The organism is Henriciella mobilis (assembly GCF_003576315.1).
In the GTDB taxonomy this organism is placed as follows: domain Bacteria; phylum Pseudomonadota; class Alphaproteobacteria; order Caulobacterales; family Hyphomonadaceae; genus Henriciella; species Henriciella mobilis.
Genome location: NZ_QWFZ01000035.1, coordinates 31,787 through 48,293, shown reverse-complemented (window position 1 = coordinate 48,293; position 16,507 = coordinate 31,787). Strand labels below are relative to the sequence as shown.

Genomic DNA, 16,507 nt, shown 5'->3' with positions numbered 1-16,507 from the left:
GTCAGGACGCCAATTGTCCGACTGGCACGCGCGATCCGTCGGGGAGCGCCTTGAAGCGTTCCCTCCGGATCGGTCGGCCTGCATCCTCGGGGGCAGGCGCGCAGACAATGCGGTCGCGGCCGCGCGTCTTGGCGGAATAGAGAGCGGCGTCTGCCATGGGATAGGCATCTGCAAATGCGGTGCGGCGACCAAACTCGGCAATGCCGAAACTTGCGGTCACGCGAAGGGTTTCGGGCAGCGCGTCGAAAGTGAGGTTGGACAGTTTCGCTCGCAAGCGCGCCGCCAGCTGACGGGCACCCGCTGTATCCGTTCCGGGCAGAAGCAGGCAGAACTCTTCCCCGCCCATGCGACCGGCGACGTCACTGCTTCGGGTCTGAGCGTTCAGGAATGCTCCGATCCGCCCGATAACCTGGTCGCCTGCGACATGGCCGTGTTCATCATTGATCGTCTTGAAGTGATCTATGTCGATAATGATGAGCGTGGCAGCGACTTCTCCCGACCGGGCGTCGCAATAATAGCGCGCCGCCTCTTCAAAAGCGCGACGCGTCTTCAAGCCGGTCAGGTAATCGTGATCGGCATCCTCCCGAAGGTCGGCGAGTCTCTGCATAACGCAAACGGCCACCAGAGCGCCTCCCATGGCCGTAACCGACAGTGTGGTAACCATGTTCATGGTTGCCCAATAGGCAGTCTGGAAGAAGACGTCCCCGGAAACAAACGAGTTAACGATGTTGTATGGAGCAACCACCACCATATTGATGGCGCAAAGAATAAGTGCGGCGTAGGTGGCCGTGCCGGTCCAGTTGCTGCGCCAGATGCCCCAAAGGCTCGCCGTTGCGACGAGTAGCATGCAGCCCTGAAGGGTATTTATCCAGAGCACACGCTGGCCAAGGTCGGCTGGGGACAACTGAATGATGATGGCAGCGATGACACTGCCGATCCCAATTGTTCCTAGAGTGCCCACCGGCGTCTTGCGAGAGAAGGCCAGATGGATTCCGTCCAGGAGGAGATACAGGCCGCCAGAATAGCACGCGTTATGGAAGATCGCGTTCGCTAACGTATCCTTGTCCAGAATAAAATGGTTGGCCGAGAAGCCGGTGACGGCGAGAAAAAAGGCTGCCGCGAACCGCAGAGCGCTTCTATCTTCCCGATTGTAGTACCAGAAGCTGAGGAAGATCGCACACATGCAACCTGCCACAACCGGTACGGTCAGGCCGATGACGGCGGCTTGATCCAAGTTCATATTCCTGCGAGGCTGACTACAGCTTTGGTACTACCACCTGACCCGAAACTAACGTTTAAACTGGTACTTGAAATTTGTTCTAACGGGCCGGATTCTTGTCTTTTTGGCTAATGAGGGAAGGTTCTGCTGCCGGGCTTTCAATGGCGAATGGCGCTCCGGATCAAATACCAAGGTCGACACTGAGGCGGGCGATTGCGTGCACGAAATTGTTCGGCGTGATGTCGATATCTCCAGTCCATTCCGCGTTCGGAAAACGAGCCAGGATCTGGCGGTAGGCCGCTTCAAGCTGCATGTTTGCAACGCGTTGACCAAGGCAAACATGTGGCCCCATCCCGAAGGCGATATGGTCTTTTGCGTTTACGCGGGTGACGTCCATGCGGTCTGGATCAGGAAAGACGTCCGGATCTCTATTGGCAGCGCCGTAGTACATGACGACCTTCTCGCCTTCCGCGATTTTCTGGCCTCGTATCTCGGCGTCGTCGGTCGCTGTCCGGCGCATATAGATCACTGGAGAGACCATGCGGATGGCCTCGTGTGTCATGTTGCTGATGAGTGAAGTGTCTTTGAGAAGCATCTGTTTCTGTTCAGGAAATTCGGTGAGCAGCTTCATCGTGCCGGACAAGGAATTGCGCGTCGTATCGTTGCCAGCAAACACGATCAGCAGCCAGGAACCGTCAAGCATCTCGTCAGACAACTTCGAGCCATCGATCTCGGCATTGGCAATCGCCGAAAGAAGGTCCTCTTTTGGGTCCCTACGGCGCGCCTGCAGGACGTGTTTTCCGAAATCGAACATCTCAAGCACGTTCTGGACAAAGGCGCCGAAGAAGGCCGGATCGATTTCTTCTCCCTTCCTCATCGTATCGCTGGCCCGCTCCAGATAATGCATCCACTCGATCAATTTCGGGCGGTCGGATTCGGCGACGCCGAGGATTTCGCACAGGGTGAACAGGGGCAATTCGGCAGAGAATAACTCGACCATGTCGACCGGCCCGCCCGAGTCCCTGGCGCGGGCTTCCATAGTGTCGAGCAATGTCCCTACTTTTTCGTCCACCCGCGCTTTCAGGTTCGCAACATAGGCTGGTGTGAAGAACGGCATGTGCGCGCGGCGCAGCGGCATATGATAGGGCTGATCAAGGCAAATCATTGCATCCAGCGAGGCGCGATGGAGCAGCGGGTGGCGCTGATCGGCGCGCCCGTAATTCATCAGGATGCCGCCCCTCTGCGACGAGAATACCTTCGTGTTGAGCTCGGTGGCGCGCACATCGTCATACCGCGTAAGCGCCCAGAAGCCGGCGCCTTCGCTTTCATCATGCCAGCAGACGGGTGATTGCTTGCGCATCGTCGCGAAGGCCTCGAAGGGCTGGCCCGCCGTAAAGAGGTCGAGGTCCGTCAGGTCTGCGGCGGGCGGCGTATCGAATGCGAGTGGGTACTTGTGGCCCTTGGCGATGTCGGCATCTTCAACAGCGGTTTCGCTGATATTGGCGAGCATGGTGGTTCCTCCGGCAAGTCTTTCTGCTTGTTGACAACAATGGTCTCAGAAAGCCCGGGCGGCGCCAAGCCCTGCCCGAAGGGCAGTCATTTACTGCTCGGACAGCGCGGCGTCCGCCAGCATGAGGGCACCTGTGATCCCGGCATCATCGCCGAGCGAGGCGGGCACGATACAATCGGACATGTCGCCAGCGCGTCCACAATCAATATAGCCGGCAAGGCTCGATTTCGTATGCCGTCGGATCGCTTCGATCAGGCCGGGAGTTTTCATTACTCCGCCACCGAAAATAATTCGGGCGGGGCGATGGGTCAGGGTTAACGTTCGGGCGAGTTGGGCGAGGTAGGAAGCTTCTACATCCAGGCCTTCGTGGCCTTGCGCCAGCTCCGAAAGTGATTGCCCCCAGCGCGCCAGAATAGACGGCCCGCTGGCAAGGCCCTCAAGGCAATCGTCATGAAGAGGGCAGACCGACCGGGCCTTGCCGTCATCGTCGGCGCGGCTGACCTTGATATGGCCCATCTCGTAATGTCCGACACCATTGAGAATCGCCCCGTTGTGGACGACGCCTGCGCCAATCCCGGTACCCACCGTGACATAGGCTATGACGTTTTCGCCTTGTCCGGCGCCAAAACCCCACTCGCCCAGGCAAGCGCCGGAAACGTCGCTTTCAATCCGTAGGGGGCAGCCGAGCCCGGCGAAGGCGTTTCGGTAGGAGGCGCCCTGCCAGCCTGGCTTGGACGTCACCAGCACCTCTCCATAGGTGGGCGATGCCGGATCGATATCCACTGGGCCGAACGCTGCGATACCGAGCGCGCTTATCGGGCCGGCGTTGCCGAGCGCATCGCGCAAGCGCGCGAACGTCTCGTCAGGAAAGGTGGTTGGGACTTCGATGCGGCGCTGTATCTTCCCAGGCGCCTCAGCCAATGCGGCAACGCATTTGGTTCCACCTGTCTCGATAGCGGCCAGCATGAGACCGGCTATAGCATGTCGCTTGCCGCTGTCACTCAGCCAATTGGCCGCCTTGCTGGGCACGGGCTTCTTCGAGCTCTTCTTCCAGCGCACGGGTTTCCTGCGTACGTGGCTTCGACAGACGCGCAACGCCGAGATAGATCACCGGTGTCAGGAACAGCGTGAAGAGTGCGGCCAGCCCCAGCCCGCCGAAAACCACCCAGCCAATGGAATTGCGCGCTTCCGCGCCGGCTCCACTCGACAGGATGAGTGGAAGAGCGCCAAGTACAGTGGAAATCAAAGTCATGACGATCGGACGTGCGCGGATGATTGCGGCTTCGAAGACAGCGTCCTTCACAGACCGCCCCATGCTGCGCAGCTGGTCGGCAAACTCGACGAGCAGGATACCGTTCTTAGCCATCAGACCGATCAGCATGATCAAACCGATCTGCGAGTAGATATTGAGCGACACGCCTGTAAAAGTCAGGGCATATACGGCCGCCGCGAGCGCGAAAGGAACCGACAGTAAGATAACCAGCGGACTGGTCACGCTTTCGAATTGGGCGACCAGCACCAGCAGAACGATGATAAAGGCGAAGCCATAGGTGATGAGGAGATCGCGATTGCTTTCCTCCAGCGTCGCAGCATCGCCTTGCAGTATCATGTTGATGCCCGCAGGAAGGGCCTCATCACCCAGCCTTTCAATCTCGGCAATGGCATCAGCGAGCGGCAGCCCCGGCGCTATGTCCATATCGACTTCGATAGCGCGCCGTTGAGCGGTACGGTCCAGCTCGGCGGCGACACCCTCCTCGCGGATTTCCGTCAATGTCGAGATTGGAACGAGCGCGCCCTCGTCGGAGCGAACGAAAAGGTTCCGCAGGTCGCCCGGGTCTCGGATGGCGCCGGTTTCCGACTCCAGGATGATAGGAATAGCCTGGTCCTCGACATTGAGATCAATCAGATCTTCGCCGTCGACCATGGCCCGCAGGGTGACTGAAATCTGGTCCAGCGGCACGTTGAGGTCAGCAGCCCGGCGCCGGTCAACTTGCACGGAAAGTTGCGGCTGGGTTGGCTGGTAGGAAATATCGGCATTGGACAGGATGTCGCTGCTATCGACTGCGCGAGCCAGCGAGCGAGCAGCGGCATAAATGTCATCATAATTATTGCCGGTCAGGGCGATCCGTAATCCGCCGCCGCGCCCGCCCCAGCCGACGCTAAGGCTTGAGCGGCCAAAAACCGAGACTCGCGATCCAGGGATTTCCGACATCGGGCCCTGCAGAGCTGAGATGACATCCTGCTGGCTTAGCTCGCGCTCTTCCCACGGGGCTAGCCGCGCCGTGACGTTGACGCGGTTGGGGTCCCAGGCGCCGACAATCGTGAACAGGTTTTCGATCGTGCCATCATCGACAAATGGCTGAAGGAGCGCTTCGATTTCGTCCGCCTCCTGTTCCATGTAGGCAAGACCAACGCCATCGGGTCCTGTGGCGAAGACCTGGACGACTCCCCTGTCTTCGGGGGGCACGAGTTCTTGCGAAAGGGACCGGTAAAGCAAGCCAGCCCCGATGGCGGCCAGCAATGACACGATGACGATAACCATCGGGCGGTCGAGATTAAAGCGCAGTGCGCGTTCGTAACCGCCGAGCAGCAATCGTCCAAAGCGTTCGAGTGCATTGTCCTTCCGGTCGGCCGGATCACGTTCGATGAAACGGAATTTGGAAGCAATGGCCGGCGCAAGCGTCAGGGCCACTATCGATGAGATACCGACCGAAAGCGACATCACGAAGCCAAACTCCCGGAAAAGGCGACCGGTCGTCGATGGAAGGAAGGAAATCGGAACGAAGACGGCGATCAGAACAGCTGTGGTGGCTATGACAGCAAAGAAGACCTGCTGGCCGCCGATGACCGCAGCTGCACGCCGGCGAAGACCATCGGCCTGCTTACGCTGGATGTTTTCCAGAACCACGATGGCGTCGTCCACAATCAGGCCGGTTGCCAGAACCAGTGCGAGCAGGGTGAGCAGGTTGATCGAGAAACCGAGTACCCAGATGCCGGCCACGGTCCCGATTAACGAAACGGGGATCGCGACGGCGGGAATAATTGTTGCCTTTGCCGACCCGAGAAACAGCCAGATAGTTCCGACGACGATCAGCACGGTGATGGCCAAAGAGAGCAGGACTTCCTCGACCGACTTCTCGATAAATACGGCTTCGTCGGAGGTCACTTCCAGGCGGATGTCATCGAAGCGACGGTTGAGCTGTTCGATCTTTTTCTTGGCCGCGCTGGATATCTGAATGGTGTTTGATTGCGCCTGCCGGACAACGCCGAGCCCGATGATAGGGTTGCCGTTGTATCGCAGAAAGTCATCGGCGTCGGCCGGCCCGAGAACGGCTTCTGCGACATCACCAATCTTGGTGTCGCCGCGAATGTAAATGTCCTTGATGAGTTCGGGGGTCGCGGCCGTTGCCTCGGCTCTCACGATAAGTTCCTGGCTTTCAGAGCGGAAGCTGCCGACTGGCACGTCGAATGGCGCTTCGCGAAGTGCGCTTGCAACGTCTGCTATGGTGAGACCGAACCGACTAAGGCGGAGCGGATCAACCACGACACGCATCTGGCGCTCGCGTGTTCCAAATTCCTGTATCGTTGCGATGCCTTCGATCGACAGGAATTCCGGAATGATGTCGTTTGTGATGATGCGCGACAGCTCTTCTTCAGAATAGGCGGTCGAAATCACGGCGATCGTCAGGACCGCTTCGCCTTCGCTGTCGGCCTTGGTTACAGCCACGTTCTCGACGCGGTCGGGCAATTCGCGGGTCACGCGGCTGACGGCTTCGCGAACGTCCGAAGCGGCCGTGTCCAGATCGACCCCCGGATTGAATTCGATGCGAATGCGCGAATTGTTTTCTTCGCTGGAGGAGTTGATTTCCCGGACGCCGGAAACGCGGGAAATCGCCCCTTCAAGGATGCTGGTAACTTCCGCATCCATCGTTTCTGGTGCCGCGCCAGGCAGGTTGGCGCGCACGGAGACGATCGGACGGTCGACATCGGGCAGCTCACGGACCTCGACACCGAGCATGGCTGCCAGTCCGGCGATGACGATCAACAGGTTCATCACCGCCGCCAGCAACGGACGGCGAACCGAAAGGCCTGGCAGGCCAGCGCCGGGCGGCATCATGGCAGGGCTGCGGACGGACCGCCCTCCCGGCGCTCATCGCCCGGACCAGCAATGGTCTGGCTGCGTCCAGGGGTCTCGACAGGTGTTCCCTGGCGAACCTTCTGAACACCCTGTTCGACAATCCACGTTCCTTCGGGAAGGTCGGCCTTGACCAGAACCATACCGGCATCCCTGCTGACAATCGTGACGGGGACGCGGTCAGCGCGACCATCTTTCACCTGCCACAGGAAGGCGCCGTCGCCGCCCCAGACAATGGATTCTTCCGGCACGGTCGGATAGCGCTGTCCAGGCAAGTCGAAGCCGATCCGGAAGCTCATGCCGGGGCGCAGACGGTCATCGGAGTTATCGATTGAGGCTCGCACCGTATAGGCCCGCGTTGTTGCGTCTATGGCGCTGTCCACAGTGAGCACTTCAGCTTCATAGGTTTGCGAGGGGTCCGAGAAGGGTTCGACTTCGAAAATGTCGCCAGTCTCGATACGCCCGAAAGTCTGCTCGGGCACGGGGAAGTCCACAAACAGCGTATCGCGAGCGTCTAGCCTGGTGATTACCGTGCTGGTGGTGATGCGCGCACCGGGATCGATATCGGTCAGGCCAACATGTCCGGAGAAGGGTGCCTTGACGGTACGGCGGGCGAGGGCGTCGCGCGCAATGTCGAGTTGTACCTTTGCGGTATCATAGGCAGCCTGAGCACGATCCATCTCGTTGCCGGCGATCACGCCTGGTGTGCTGGCACGATTGTAACGGTCGATGGTGCGCTGGGCGTCTCGCAAGGCAACTTCTGCTTCTTCAACGTCGAGCCGCTCAGCGCGCGCTTCAAGCTGCACGAGGACGTCCCCTTTGGCGACATAGTCACCAGCCTCGAAGTTGACTTGTGTCACTTCGCCGGCAGTTTCGGGATAGATGGTTGCTGAAGAACGGGCGCGCGCGGTGCCCACTGCTTCCACGCGGGTGGTTTCAGTCCGATAGGTGACGGAGTAGGCCACGATCTTGACCGCGCGTTCAGCGCGCGGCTGGTCGCTCGCCGATTGCTCGCCCTGACAGGCCGCCATGACCAGCGCGGCTACCAGGCCCAGATATGCCAGTTTAAGGTGTTTCACATCCAAGCCCCTAGCAAATCTCTCCTAATTCTTCGTTCAACCGCAGCGGGAGTCGCTGATAACGAGGAACACACAAGACCGCTGGGAGTGAAGTCCCCCGTTCATTGCATGCTGACCCTTTGACCTCAGAAGTAGGTCGCTCCGGTGGGGAAGCCAGTCAAACTACTGCGTAAATCACACATTCCTCAATGAAAATCCCGGCTTTTCGGGATCACGCGGACATTACGGGGGTGGGTATGCAGGCTGCGTGGCTCGGGCCCCTTGCGGTCAGGAATGGGGCGGACAACTTCGTCGGCTCGGTCGAGCGCGTGGCGTAGCGGGTCACTGAGCGTGGTTTCAGACAGGAGGCCAAGGTCGTCGGTCCGGTCGATCAGCTGTTCGGCGACGATGTGGGTGACATTATCGGCGCGCTGGACGCGGCCTTTCACGAACATGATGCGCGCGCCCATGACTACGGCCCGGAAGCGCTCGAATACGTTTGGCCAGACGACAAGGTTGGCGATACCGGTTTCGTCCTCCAGCGTGATGAAGCAGACCCCGCTCGCTGAGCCGGGGCGCTGGCGCACCAGGACAATGCCTGCCGTCTGTACCCGCGAGCCGTTCCTGAGTTCGACGGCTTCCTTTGTACTGATCGTACGCAAGCTTCTGTAATGCGCGCGCAGGAAGGACATGGGGTGCTCCTTAAGGGACAGACGTGTCGTCTGGTAATCCTGCAGGACGTGTTCAGAGAGCGGCATCTCTGGCAGAGGTGTACGAACCTCGCCGCCTTGCTCAGCCGTATCGGCAGCCGCAAAGAGCGGCAGCGGCTTGCCTGCCGCCTCCCCGCGCGCAGCCCAGAGCGCGGCCCGCCTGTCCAGCCCCATCGAACGGAAGGCGTCGGCGGCGGCCAGCAGCTCCATGGCCCGGCGCGTGATACCGGCCCGGCGGCGTATGTCTTCGGGCGCATCGAATCCGCCAAGACGGGCCTGGAGCATCTGCTCCATTTCGTCTTCGCCAAGCCCGTCGACCTGCCGGAAGCCAAGGCGGACAGCGAGTCTTTGGTGAGTATGCTCGCAGGCTGTCCCTCGCCTTCGGCTCGGGCCTTCTGCGCCTGGCCCGGTCGGGCCGTGGAGGTCTTCATCTTCATAAGCAAGCGCGCAGGCGCAGGGGCCGTCGCCCCCAGGTGAAGAAGAGTCCCGAGCAGAAAGCCCAGAGGGTTCCAATGTGTTATCCCAGTCCGACAGATTCACATCGGCCTCACGCACCTCGACGCCATGTTCACGCGCATCACGGACGATCTGGGCCGGGGCATAGAAGCCCATGGGCTGGCTGTTCAGCAGGGCTGCACAGAAGACATCGGGGTGATGGCACTTCAGCCAGGAGGAGACATAGACGAGCAGGGCGAAGGAGGCGGCGTGGCTTTCCGGGAAACCATATTCCCCGAAGCCTTTCACCTGGTCGAAACAGCGCTGCGCGAATGCCTTTTCATAGCCGCGCGCGGCCATCCGCTCCACCATCATGTCCTCATAATTATGGATCGTTCCGACCTTCCGGAAGGTTGCCATGGCACGGCGCAGGCCATTGGCCTCATCAGGTGAGAACTTCGCCGCATCCATGGCAATCTGCATGGCTTGTTCCTGAAAAAGAGGAACGCCGAAAGTACGTTTGAGGATTCTTTCCAACTCGTCGGGCGGACCATGTTCGGGTGCCGGAGAGGGGTAGGTAATCTTTTCCAGCCCCTTGCGGCGGCGCAGATATGGATGGACCATGTCGCCCTGGATCGGCCCGGGCCTCACAATCGCGACTTCGATGACAAGATCGTAGAAGACCTTGGGGCGAAGACGCGGGAGCATGTTCATTTGCGCCCGGCTCTCGACCTGGAAGACACCGAGCGAGTCTCCCTCGCACAGCATGTCATAGGTCGCCTTGTCTTCGGGGGGGATTGTGGCGAGGTCATAGTCCAGCCCCTTGTGGAGCCGCAGCAGGTCGAAAGCCTTCCGGATGCAGGTCAGCATGCCAAGCGCCAGCACATCCACCTTCATGATGTTGAGCGCGCTGATATCGTCCTTGTCCCATTCGATAAAGGTACGCTCATCCATCGCGGCATTGCCGATCGGCACGGTTTCGACCAAGGGCCCGCGTGTCAGGACGAAGCCGCCGACATGCTGGGACAGGTGGCGCGGAAAACCGATCAGCTGGCGGGTGAGCTGCACCGCGCGCCGGATGGTCGGGTTTGCCGGATCGAGGCCGGCCTGGCGGATCTGCTTCTCTTTCACGTCCGAGCCGAAGCTACCCCAGACCGTCCCCGCCAGCGCCCCGGCAATATCCTCCGAAAGGCCAAGCGCCTTACAGACCTCGCGCACGGCAGAGCGAGGACGATAGGAGATGACGGTCGCGGTGAGGGCGGCCTTATGACGGCCATAGCGGCGATAGACATACTGGATGACTTCCTCGCGGCGCTCATGCTCGAAATCGACATCGATATCGGGCGGTTCCTTGCGTTCCTTTGACAGAAAACGTTCGAAGAGAAGCTCAGTGATGCCCGGGTCCACACTGGTCACGCCGAGGCAGTAGCAGACCGCCGAATTCGCCGCCGATCCACGTCCCTGGCAGAGAATGTCCTGGCCGCGCGCCCAGGCGACAATGTCATGCACGGTGAGGAAATAGGGGGCATAATCAAGCTCCCGGATCAGGCCGAGCTCCTTGATGAGCGCAGCGCGGACCTTCTGCGGTATGCCGTCGGGATAGCGCCATTCTGCTCCCGCCCAGGTAAGGCTCTCCAGGTGTTCCTGCGGGGTCTTGCCGGGTGGGACAGGTTCATCCGGATATTCATAGGCAAGCTCGTCCAGTGAGAAGCGGCAGCGCTCGACAATCTCCAGGGTCCGGCGCAGGGCCGGTTCAAAGCCCCTGAACAGGCGCGCCATTTCGTCAGGCGGTTTCAGGTGACGTTCGGCGTTGGCTTCGATCCGGTAGCCGGCTTCTTCAATCGTACAATGCTCGCGAATACAGGTGACAACATCCTGAAGGGGGCGCCGCTCCGGTGCATGATAGAGGACATCATTGATCGCAATGATGGGTACGCCGCCGGCCTTCATCCCGAGATCGGCAAGACGGGCGATCTGCTCGCGATTACGCCCGGAGAAGGCGAACCGTGCGGCAAGATAGAGCCGGCCGGCCCAGAGCGACTGCAGCCGCTCCAGACGCTGACGGAAGGCCTCATCCGGCTTTGGTGGCGGGATGGCGATGAAGACCTGGCCTTCCGCATGGGCGAAGATGTCGTCCAGCGTGATATGGCACTCACCCTTTGGCGCGCGCAGCTTGCCATCCGATAGCAGGCGGGAAAGGCGGCCATAGGCATCCCGGTCTGTCGGGTAGCAGATCAGCTCGAAACCGTCAGTCGTCACCAGCCGCGCGCCGATGAGCAGCCGCAGGCCAACTTCTCTGGCGGCCAGGTGTGCGCGCACGACTCCGGCCAGGGTGTTGCGGTCGGCAACGCCAATCGCGGCAAGGCCAAGCCCTTTGGCCTGGGCCACCAGTTCGGCCGCATGGCTCGCCCCTCTAAGGAAGGAGAAATTCGTCGTGACGGCGAGTTCGGCATAATCCGTCATGCGAAGACCCCATGGACGAACCATGTAGGCGTGCCGCCGCGGCCATCATGGTAGAGACCCTGACGGAACACCCAGTAGCGCCGGCCGGTCTCGTCCTCGACGCGGTAATAGTCCCGCGCGCGGGGCAGGTTGGAGACCGGTTCGCCCGGATCCTCGGTTTCCAGATCATTGCGAATCTGGTCGATCAGGGCCGCATCGGCGCGCTTGTCGAGCTTTGGGGCGAGCCATTTGCGTTCGACGCCGTCAGGGCTCTGTGCGGGCGGTGGCGGCGCGGTATGGGTCCACCATTCAGGTGCAATCCGTTCCGGCCCGTCGGCACGGGCAACGCTGCGTGCGATGCGGCGCCAGACAAAGCGCAGCGGTGGGCCATCCGGCACTTCGGCGAGTACCTTGATCTCTTCTGGCGGGTCGATGATCCGTATCGGGCGCGGGCCTTCCTGCGGGCCGGGCATGCGCGAGATGGGCAGGGCACCCTCATAGATGACATGTGGTTCAGCGCGTTCTGGCAGGTGGCTCTCGGCCGGCCTGACGAGGCTTACGACGCATTCTCCGAGTTTTGCCGTGATCCGGTCTGCCAGTGCGGACAGCAGGACGGGATCTGAATCGCTCGCAGCAAGGTCTCCGGAGAGTGCGGCGGCGCTCATCTCCATCAGCCCGGTACGGCGGGCTTCAAGCATGAGCAGGTCAATGCCGAAGCCGGGATCGATCCGCTCCACCTTTTCATCGAAGAGGCGAAGTATGTGCTTCGGGCTGCGCGAGGGCCGGGCCAGCGTGATCGAGACAGTCGACAGGCCGCCATCGGCACGAAAAGCGTGAAAGGCAAAGGCGCGGGCACCTTCACCACGTGCGGCAAGGTCAGCGCAGAGGCGCTCGGCCAGCCTGTTCAGTCCATCAAGAATGCCCTCCTTGGCGAGTAGCGGCTCAGGACAGGGCAGGCGAGCGGACAGGGCCGGGGGCGGGGTGATCGGGTCGAGCGGCTCATGGCGCAGGCCAAGCGCCTGATCGAGACGGAGCAGCACGGCATCGGCCGCGCTCCTGGACTGAAAACGCCGACCAAGCGCCTTGCGGTCAATCCCGTAGAGCTGGCCGATCTGGCGCAGGCCAAAGCGATTGAGCAGGGTCTCGGCTTCAAGTGTGATGCGCAGGGCCGTGACAGGGAGTGTCGAAAGTCCGTCGGCCTCCTCGCCATCTTTCAGGATTGTGCCGGGGCTGGAGCGGGCAAGCGCCGATGCGGCCCCTGGCGTGGCGGCAAGGCCGAGCCGGTGGGGGATCGCATCAGCCTCCAGAGTGGCGGAGATGGCCTCCATCATGGCCGGCTCCCCGCCGTGCAGGTGATCACAACCGGTTGTCTCAATCATCAGCCCGTCAGCACCGTCGAGAGCGACCAGCGGGGAATAGCGGATCATCCAGGTGGCAAGCCGGGCAAGGGCCCTGGCGTCAGCCTCGCGGTCGATATCCTCATGCTGGAGGTCCGGGCAGCGTGCCTTTGCATCGGCAAAGCCAAGACCCGGTGAGATGCCGAGCGCGCGTGCAGACGCATTCGCTGCGACCACGCGCAGGCCATGCGTGCCATCTTCCAGCAGGGCGAAGGGCGCGCGCGGTTCAGGCGCTTCGGCGCAGGTCCGGGCTGACGGTTTGCCGAGGTTGCGGCGCCTTGCGCGGCGCAGGCGTGTCAGTGGCCAGTCCGGGAACCACACGGAGAGATAGCGTTTCATTGTCCAGCTCGAGATTGAAGACATGTCCCGCCATGGCCGGCGCCTGGCGGGATCGTTCGAGAGTAGCCTGCCAGCGCAGCGCGCCGGGTGCGCGAGCATCGAAGGGGTTTGGCGCTGAAGGCCGCGGTTTTACCCGCCAGCGGGCAGACGCCGCGCTCGAGCCTTCATGTCGGAAGGGCAGCATCAGGATGACCGGCACACCGCAGCGCCCAGAGGCAAGCGTCAGCCGACGTGAAGCGGTGAAATCGATGTCTTCCAGCTCCGCCATAACGAGGCTGACAGCGGATGATCGCACCGCTTCCTCAATAGCCCAGAGTGTGTCGGCGAGCTTGCGTGTCTCGGCATGCAGGACTGGCCGCTCGTCACGAATGAGTGCGGGCAGGCCAGCTTGCAGCAGACGGCCATGCTCCTGACGCAGCCGTCTCTGACGGATCCAGAAGACTGGGCCGGGGGCTGGTTTTGCCGCTGCCAGCGCAAAACCGCTCACCGCGCCCATGTCGCCGTGCGCATGCTCGCAGATTTCGTGAACACCTTCGGCCCCGAGCTTCAGCGGGAAGCGTGCATCTGCCTTTTCAGGCTTGCGGTCGAGGCGAAAGACGCCCGGTATGTTCAGCGCTTCAGACTCCATATGTTCTTATTTTGTTCTATAGCAAAAGAGTCAAGCCCCGTGACACCCGGCCCGGCTGGTGCCACTATTTTTTCGAAGAAGAACTAATATGCAGGGAGGCCGGGTTTACGATGGGGGCTGACGGGCACGACAAGAAAAAGGGCTGGAGCAACTGGTCCGGTAATCAGACGGCGGAGCCGCAACATATTGCCAGACCGCGCGATATAGAGGAACTCAAGGCCGCAATCACCAGGGCGGCTGGACCTGTACGTGTTGTTGGCGCCGGTCACTCCTTTACGCCTCTGGCGGCGACGGATGGAACGCTGATCAAGCTGGACGGCATGGGGCTGGTCCACAGTGTCGATCAGACGGCGAAGCGTGCCTGGGTGAATGCCGGCGCACGTCTGAAGTACCTGTCGCCGGAACTGGAACGCCACGGTCTTGCCTTTCGCAACCTTGGTGACATCAACGAGCAGTCCCTGGCGGGGGCAATTTCCACCGCGACGCATGGCACAGGCGCCGGGCTGCCCTGCCTTTCGGCGGAAGTCACGGCACTGAAACTCATGACCGCGAGCGGCGAGTTGCTGACCATCTCGCGCGAACGCGACAGCGATGCTTTCGACGCCGCCCGCGTTTCTCTTGGTGCGCTCGGCGTAATTGTTGAGGCGGAAGTCCAGCTTGTCGATTCCTACCGCTTGCACCGGCTGACCTGGGCCGAGCCCTTGGACGCACTGATCGGTCACGCCCAATCGCGCTGGAAAACCCGCCGGAATTACGAGTTTTTCTATATCCCGTTCTCGGGCTACGGCATTTCGATTGCCCACGAGGAGACGAAAAACAAACCGACTCCAAGGCCTCCACAGGACGATGACGAAGCTGTCCTGGGCCTCAAACGGGCGCGCGACTATGCCGAGGACGACGTTGAAGGAAGACGGGAATTCCTGAAAGCGGCGTTCGAGTCCTTCGAAGGTGAGGATGTCATTGGCAACAGCTGGCAGCTGCTCGCCAGTCAGCGCAATGTCCGGTTCAACGAGATGGAGTACCACCTGCCGGTCAAAAAAGGGCTTTCGGCCCTGTCGGATGTGATTGCGATCGTTGAGAAGAAGCATCCAGATGTCTTCTTCCCGATCGAAGTTCGACGGACGGGCGGCGACGATATCTGGCTTAGCCCCTTCAACGACGGAGGCCGGATTTCAATTGCCGTGCATGCCTATCACGAGGACAGCTACGACTTCTTCTTTTCCGATATTGAGCCCATTTTACGAAAGGCCGGCGGGCGCCCGCACTGGGGCAAGCTTCACAGCCTCGATCACCGGTCGCTGTCGGACCTATATCCCGAGTTTGTCACCTTCTCGAAAGTGCGGAACCGGCTTGACCCTGAGGGGCGCTTCCTGACGCCCTACCTGAAAACGCTGTTTGGCGTGAAGGTCACAAGATAATGGCCGCCCCCGCCCTGGACGCAAACTACTTCGCTGCCTTGTCTAAAGCCTTGAAAGAGGCTGGCATTGCCCAGCCCACCCTGGTGATCGATCGCCAACGGCTCGACCACAACATCGAAACGCTTCTGGACGACCTGCCCGAAGGGATGGGCTACCGTATCGTGGCAAAATCCCTGCCGTCTGTCGGCCTCATCCGCCACATCAGGACGCGCACGGGTTCAGACCGGCTGATGACCTTCAACATTGAGATGCTGTTGGCCCTGGCTGGAGAAATGCCGGAAGCCGAACAGCTGCTGGGAAAGCCGATGCCTGTTGCGGCCGCAAGGCGCTTCTATAGCGAGGCCAGCCCTGACGCCAATATCAAGTGGCTGGTCGATACCCCAACCCGGGCGGAACAATATCTGGCTCTCGCTGCAGAGCTCGGAATCACGATGCAGCTGGTGCTCGAAGTCGATGTGGGTTTGCACCGCGGCGGTTTTGCCCCGGATGACGCACTGGTTAATACGGTGAGGTCGATCGACAGATCAAACCACGCAGCATTCGCCGGGCTGATGGGGTATGAGCCGCATGTCGCGAAAATGCCGGAAAAGGGCGGATTGCGTGAAGTGGCGCTTCAAAGCGCGTGGTCAATCTTCTCAAAAGCACAAGCAATGACATGCGCTTCACGTACGGCCAGCGGTCTGATTCTGAATGCTGCCGGAAGTCCAACCTACAGGCTCTATCGCGATACGGAAATTGCCAATGAAGTCTCGGTGGGCTCGGTTCTCGTAAAGCCGACTGATTTCGATACGCCTCTGCTGGCCCCCCACTGGCCAGCGAGTTTCATAGCAACGCCAGCGCTCAAGGTTCTGGACGGGATCAATATTGCAGGCTTCGAGTTTGTTCGCGGCCGGCAGCCGGATCTACCTGAGGGACACGACAAGACGGTCTTCATTTTTGGGGGCAACTGGATGGCAGAGCCCGTCTGGCCAGAGAGCGTCGTTCTGAACGATACCTATGGGCGTTCCAGCAACCAGCAGATGCTGACGGCGCCGTCGACTACGCCGATCGAGCCCGACGAATATGTTTTCCTGAGGCCGAAACAGTCGGAATCCGTTTTCCTTCAGTTCGGAGATATCGCCGTCTTTGAAAACGGTTGCATTGCGGAGAGATGGCCCGTCTTCCATGCTTCCGCCTGAAGCAATGGTTGAGCCGAAAGCTTCGAAACAGCTTGCCT

General features: G+C 60.8%; 10 protein-coding genes. 2 read left to right on the top strand and 8 right to left on the bottom strand.

Features of this window, described 5'->3' with window-relative positions:
• Position 1: 1 nt before the first annotated feature.
• The 8 genes from D1227_RS16525 to D1227_RS16490 all read right to left on the bottom strand — a co-directional run bounded on the left by D1227_RS16525 (position 2) and on the right by D1227_RS16490 (position 13,873).
• Positions 2-1,234 (bottom strand): GGDEF domain-containing protein, encoded by a 1,233-nt coding sequence (locus D1227_RS16525; protein WP_158586696.1) that lies wholly within the window; start codon positions 1,232-1,234, stop codon positions 2-4.
• 166 nt (positions 1,235-1,400) lie between these two features.
• The gene (locus D1227_RS16520; protein ID WP_119405463.1) at positions 1,401-2,729 is read right to left on the bottom strand and encodes a cytochrome P450; all 1,329 of its coding nucleotides are present in this window, start codon (positions 2,727-2,729) and stop codon (positions 1,401-1,403) included.
• A gap of 90 nt (positions 2,730-2,819) precedes the next feature.
• Positions 2,820-3,788 (bottom strand): ROK family protein, encoded by a 969-nt coding sequence (locus tag D1227_RS16515; protein ID WP_119455234.1) that lies wholly within the window; start codon positions 3,786-3,788, stop codon positions 2,820-2,822.
• Positions 3,727-6,846, bottom strand: coding sequence for an efflux RND transporter permease subunit (locus D1227_RS16510; protein WP_119405461.1), 3,120 nt, complete (start codon positions 6,844-6,846; stop codon positions 3,727-3,729). The genes D1227_RS16515 and D1227_RS16510 overlap by 62 nt, the downstream gene beginning before the upstream one ends.
• Positions 6,843-7,943 carry an efflux RND transporter periplasmic adaptor subunit gene (locus D1227_RS16505; RefSeq protein WP_233349677.1) on the bottom strand — a complete coding sequence of 367 codons (1,101 nt, stop codon included), beginning with the start codon at positions 7,941-7,943 and terminating at the stop codon, positions 6,843-6,845. The genes D1227_RS16510 and D1227_RS16505 overlap by 4 nt, the downstream gene beginning before the upstream one ends.
• Positions 7,944-8,128: 185 nt before the next feature.
• Positions 8,129-11,530, bottom strand: coding sequence for an error-prone DNA polymerase (locus D1227_RS16500; RefSeq protein WP_119405460.1), 3,402 nt, complete (start codon positions 11,528-11,530; stop codon positions 8,129-8,131).
• The gene (locus D1227_RS16495) at positions 11,527-13,245 is read right to left on the bottom strand and encodes a Y-family DNA polymerase (protein WP_233349676.1); all 1,719 of its coding nucleotides are present in this window, start codon (positions 13,243-13,245) and stop codon (positions 11,527-11,529) included. Before D1227_RS16495 ends, D1227_RS16500 begins: the two co-directional genes overlap by 4 nt.
• On the bottom strand, positions 13,133-13,873 hold the full coding sequence (locus D1227_RS16490; RefSeq protein ID WP_119405458.1) for an ImuA family protein: 741 nt from the start codon (positions 13,871-13,873) through the stop codon (positions 13,133-13,135). The genes D1227_RS16495 and D1227_RS16490 overlap by 113 nt, the downstream gene beginning before the upstream one ends.
• Positions 13,874-13,983: 110 nt before the next feature.
• Here D1227_RS16490 and D1227_RS16485 point away from each other — a divergent pair, with 110 nt between their 5' ends.
• Both D1227_RS16485 and D1227_RS16480 read left to right on the top strand, forming a co-directional pair.
• Complete coding sequence (locus tag D1227_RS16485; protein ID WP_119405457.1) at positions 13,984-15,291, top strand: D-arabinono-1,4-lactone oxidase; 1,308 nt, start codon at positions 13,984-13,986, stop codon at positions 15,289-15,291.
• Positions 15,291-16,469 carry an alanine racemase gene (locus D1227_RS16480; protein WP_119405456.1) on the top strand — a complete coding sequence of 393 codons (1,179 nt, stop codon included), beginning with the start codon at positions 15,291-15,293 and terminating at the stop codon, positions 16,467-16,469. Before D1227_RS16485 ends, D1227_RS16480 begins: the two co-directional genes overlap by 1 nt.
• Positions 16,470-16,507 lie beyond the last annotated feature (38 nt).

Excerpts from the sequence above, each read along its gene's own strand:
- D1227_RS16490 (WP_119405458.1), bottom strand. The coding sequence starts at position 13,873 with ATGGAGTCTGAAGCGCTGAACATACCGGGCGTCTTTCGCCTCGACCGC.
- D1227_RS16495 (WP_233349676.1), bottom strand. The coding sequence starts at position 13,245 with ATGAAACGCTATCTCTCCGTGTGGTTCCCGGACTGGCCACTGACACGC.
- D1227_RS16510 (WP_119405461.1), bottom strand. The coding sequence starts at position 6,846 with ATGATGCCGCCCGGCGCTGGCCTGCCAGGCCTTTCGGTTCGCCGTCCG.
- D1227_RS16500 (WP_119405460.1), bottom strand. The coding sequence starts at position 11,530 with ATGACGGATTATGCCGAACTCGCCGTCACGACGAATTTCTCCTTCCTT.
- D1227_RS16480 (WP_119405456.1), top strand. The coding sequence starts at position 15,291 with ATGGCCGCCCCCGCCCTGGACGCAAACTACTTCGCTGCCTTGTCTAAA.
- D1227_RS16485 (WP_119405457.1), top strand. The coding sequence starts at position 13,984 with ATGGGGGCTGACGGGCACGACAAGAAAAAGGGCTGGAGCAACTGGTCC.
- D1227_RS16520 (WP_119405463.1), bottom strand. The coding sequence starts at position 2,729 with ATGCTCGCCAATATCAGCGAAACCGCTGTTGAAGATGCCGACATCGCC.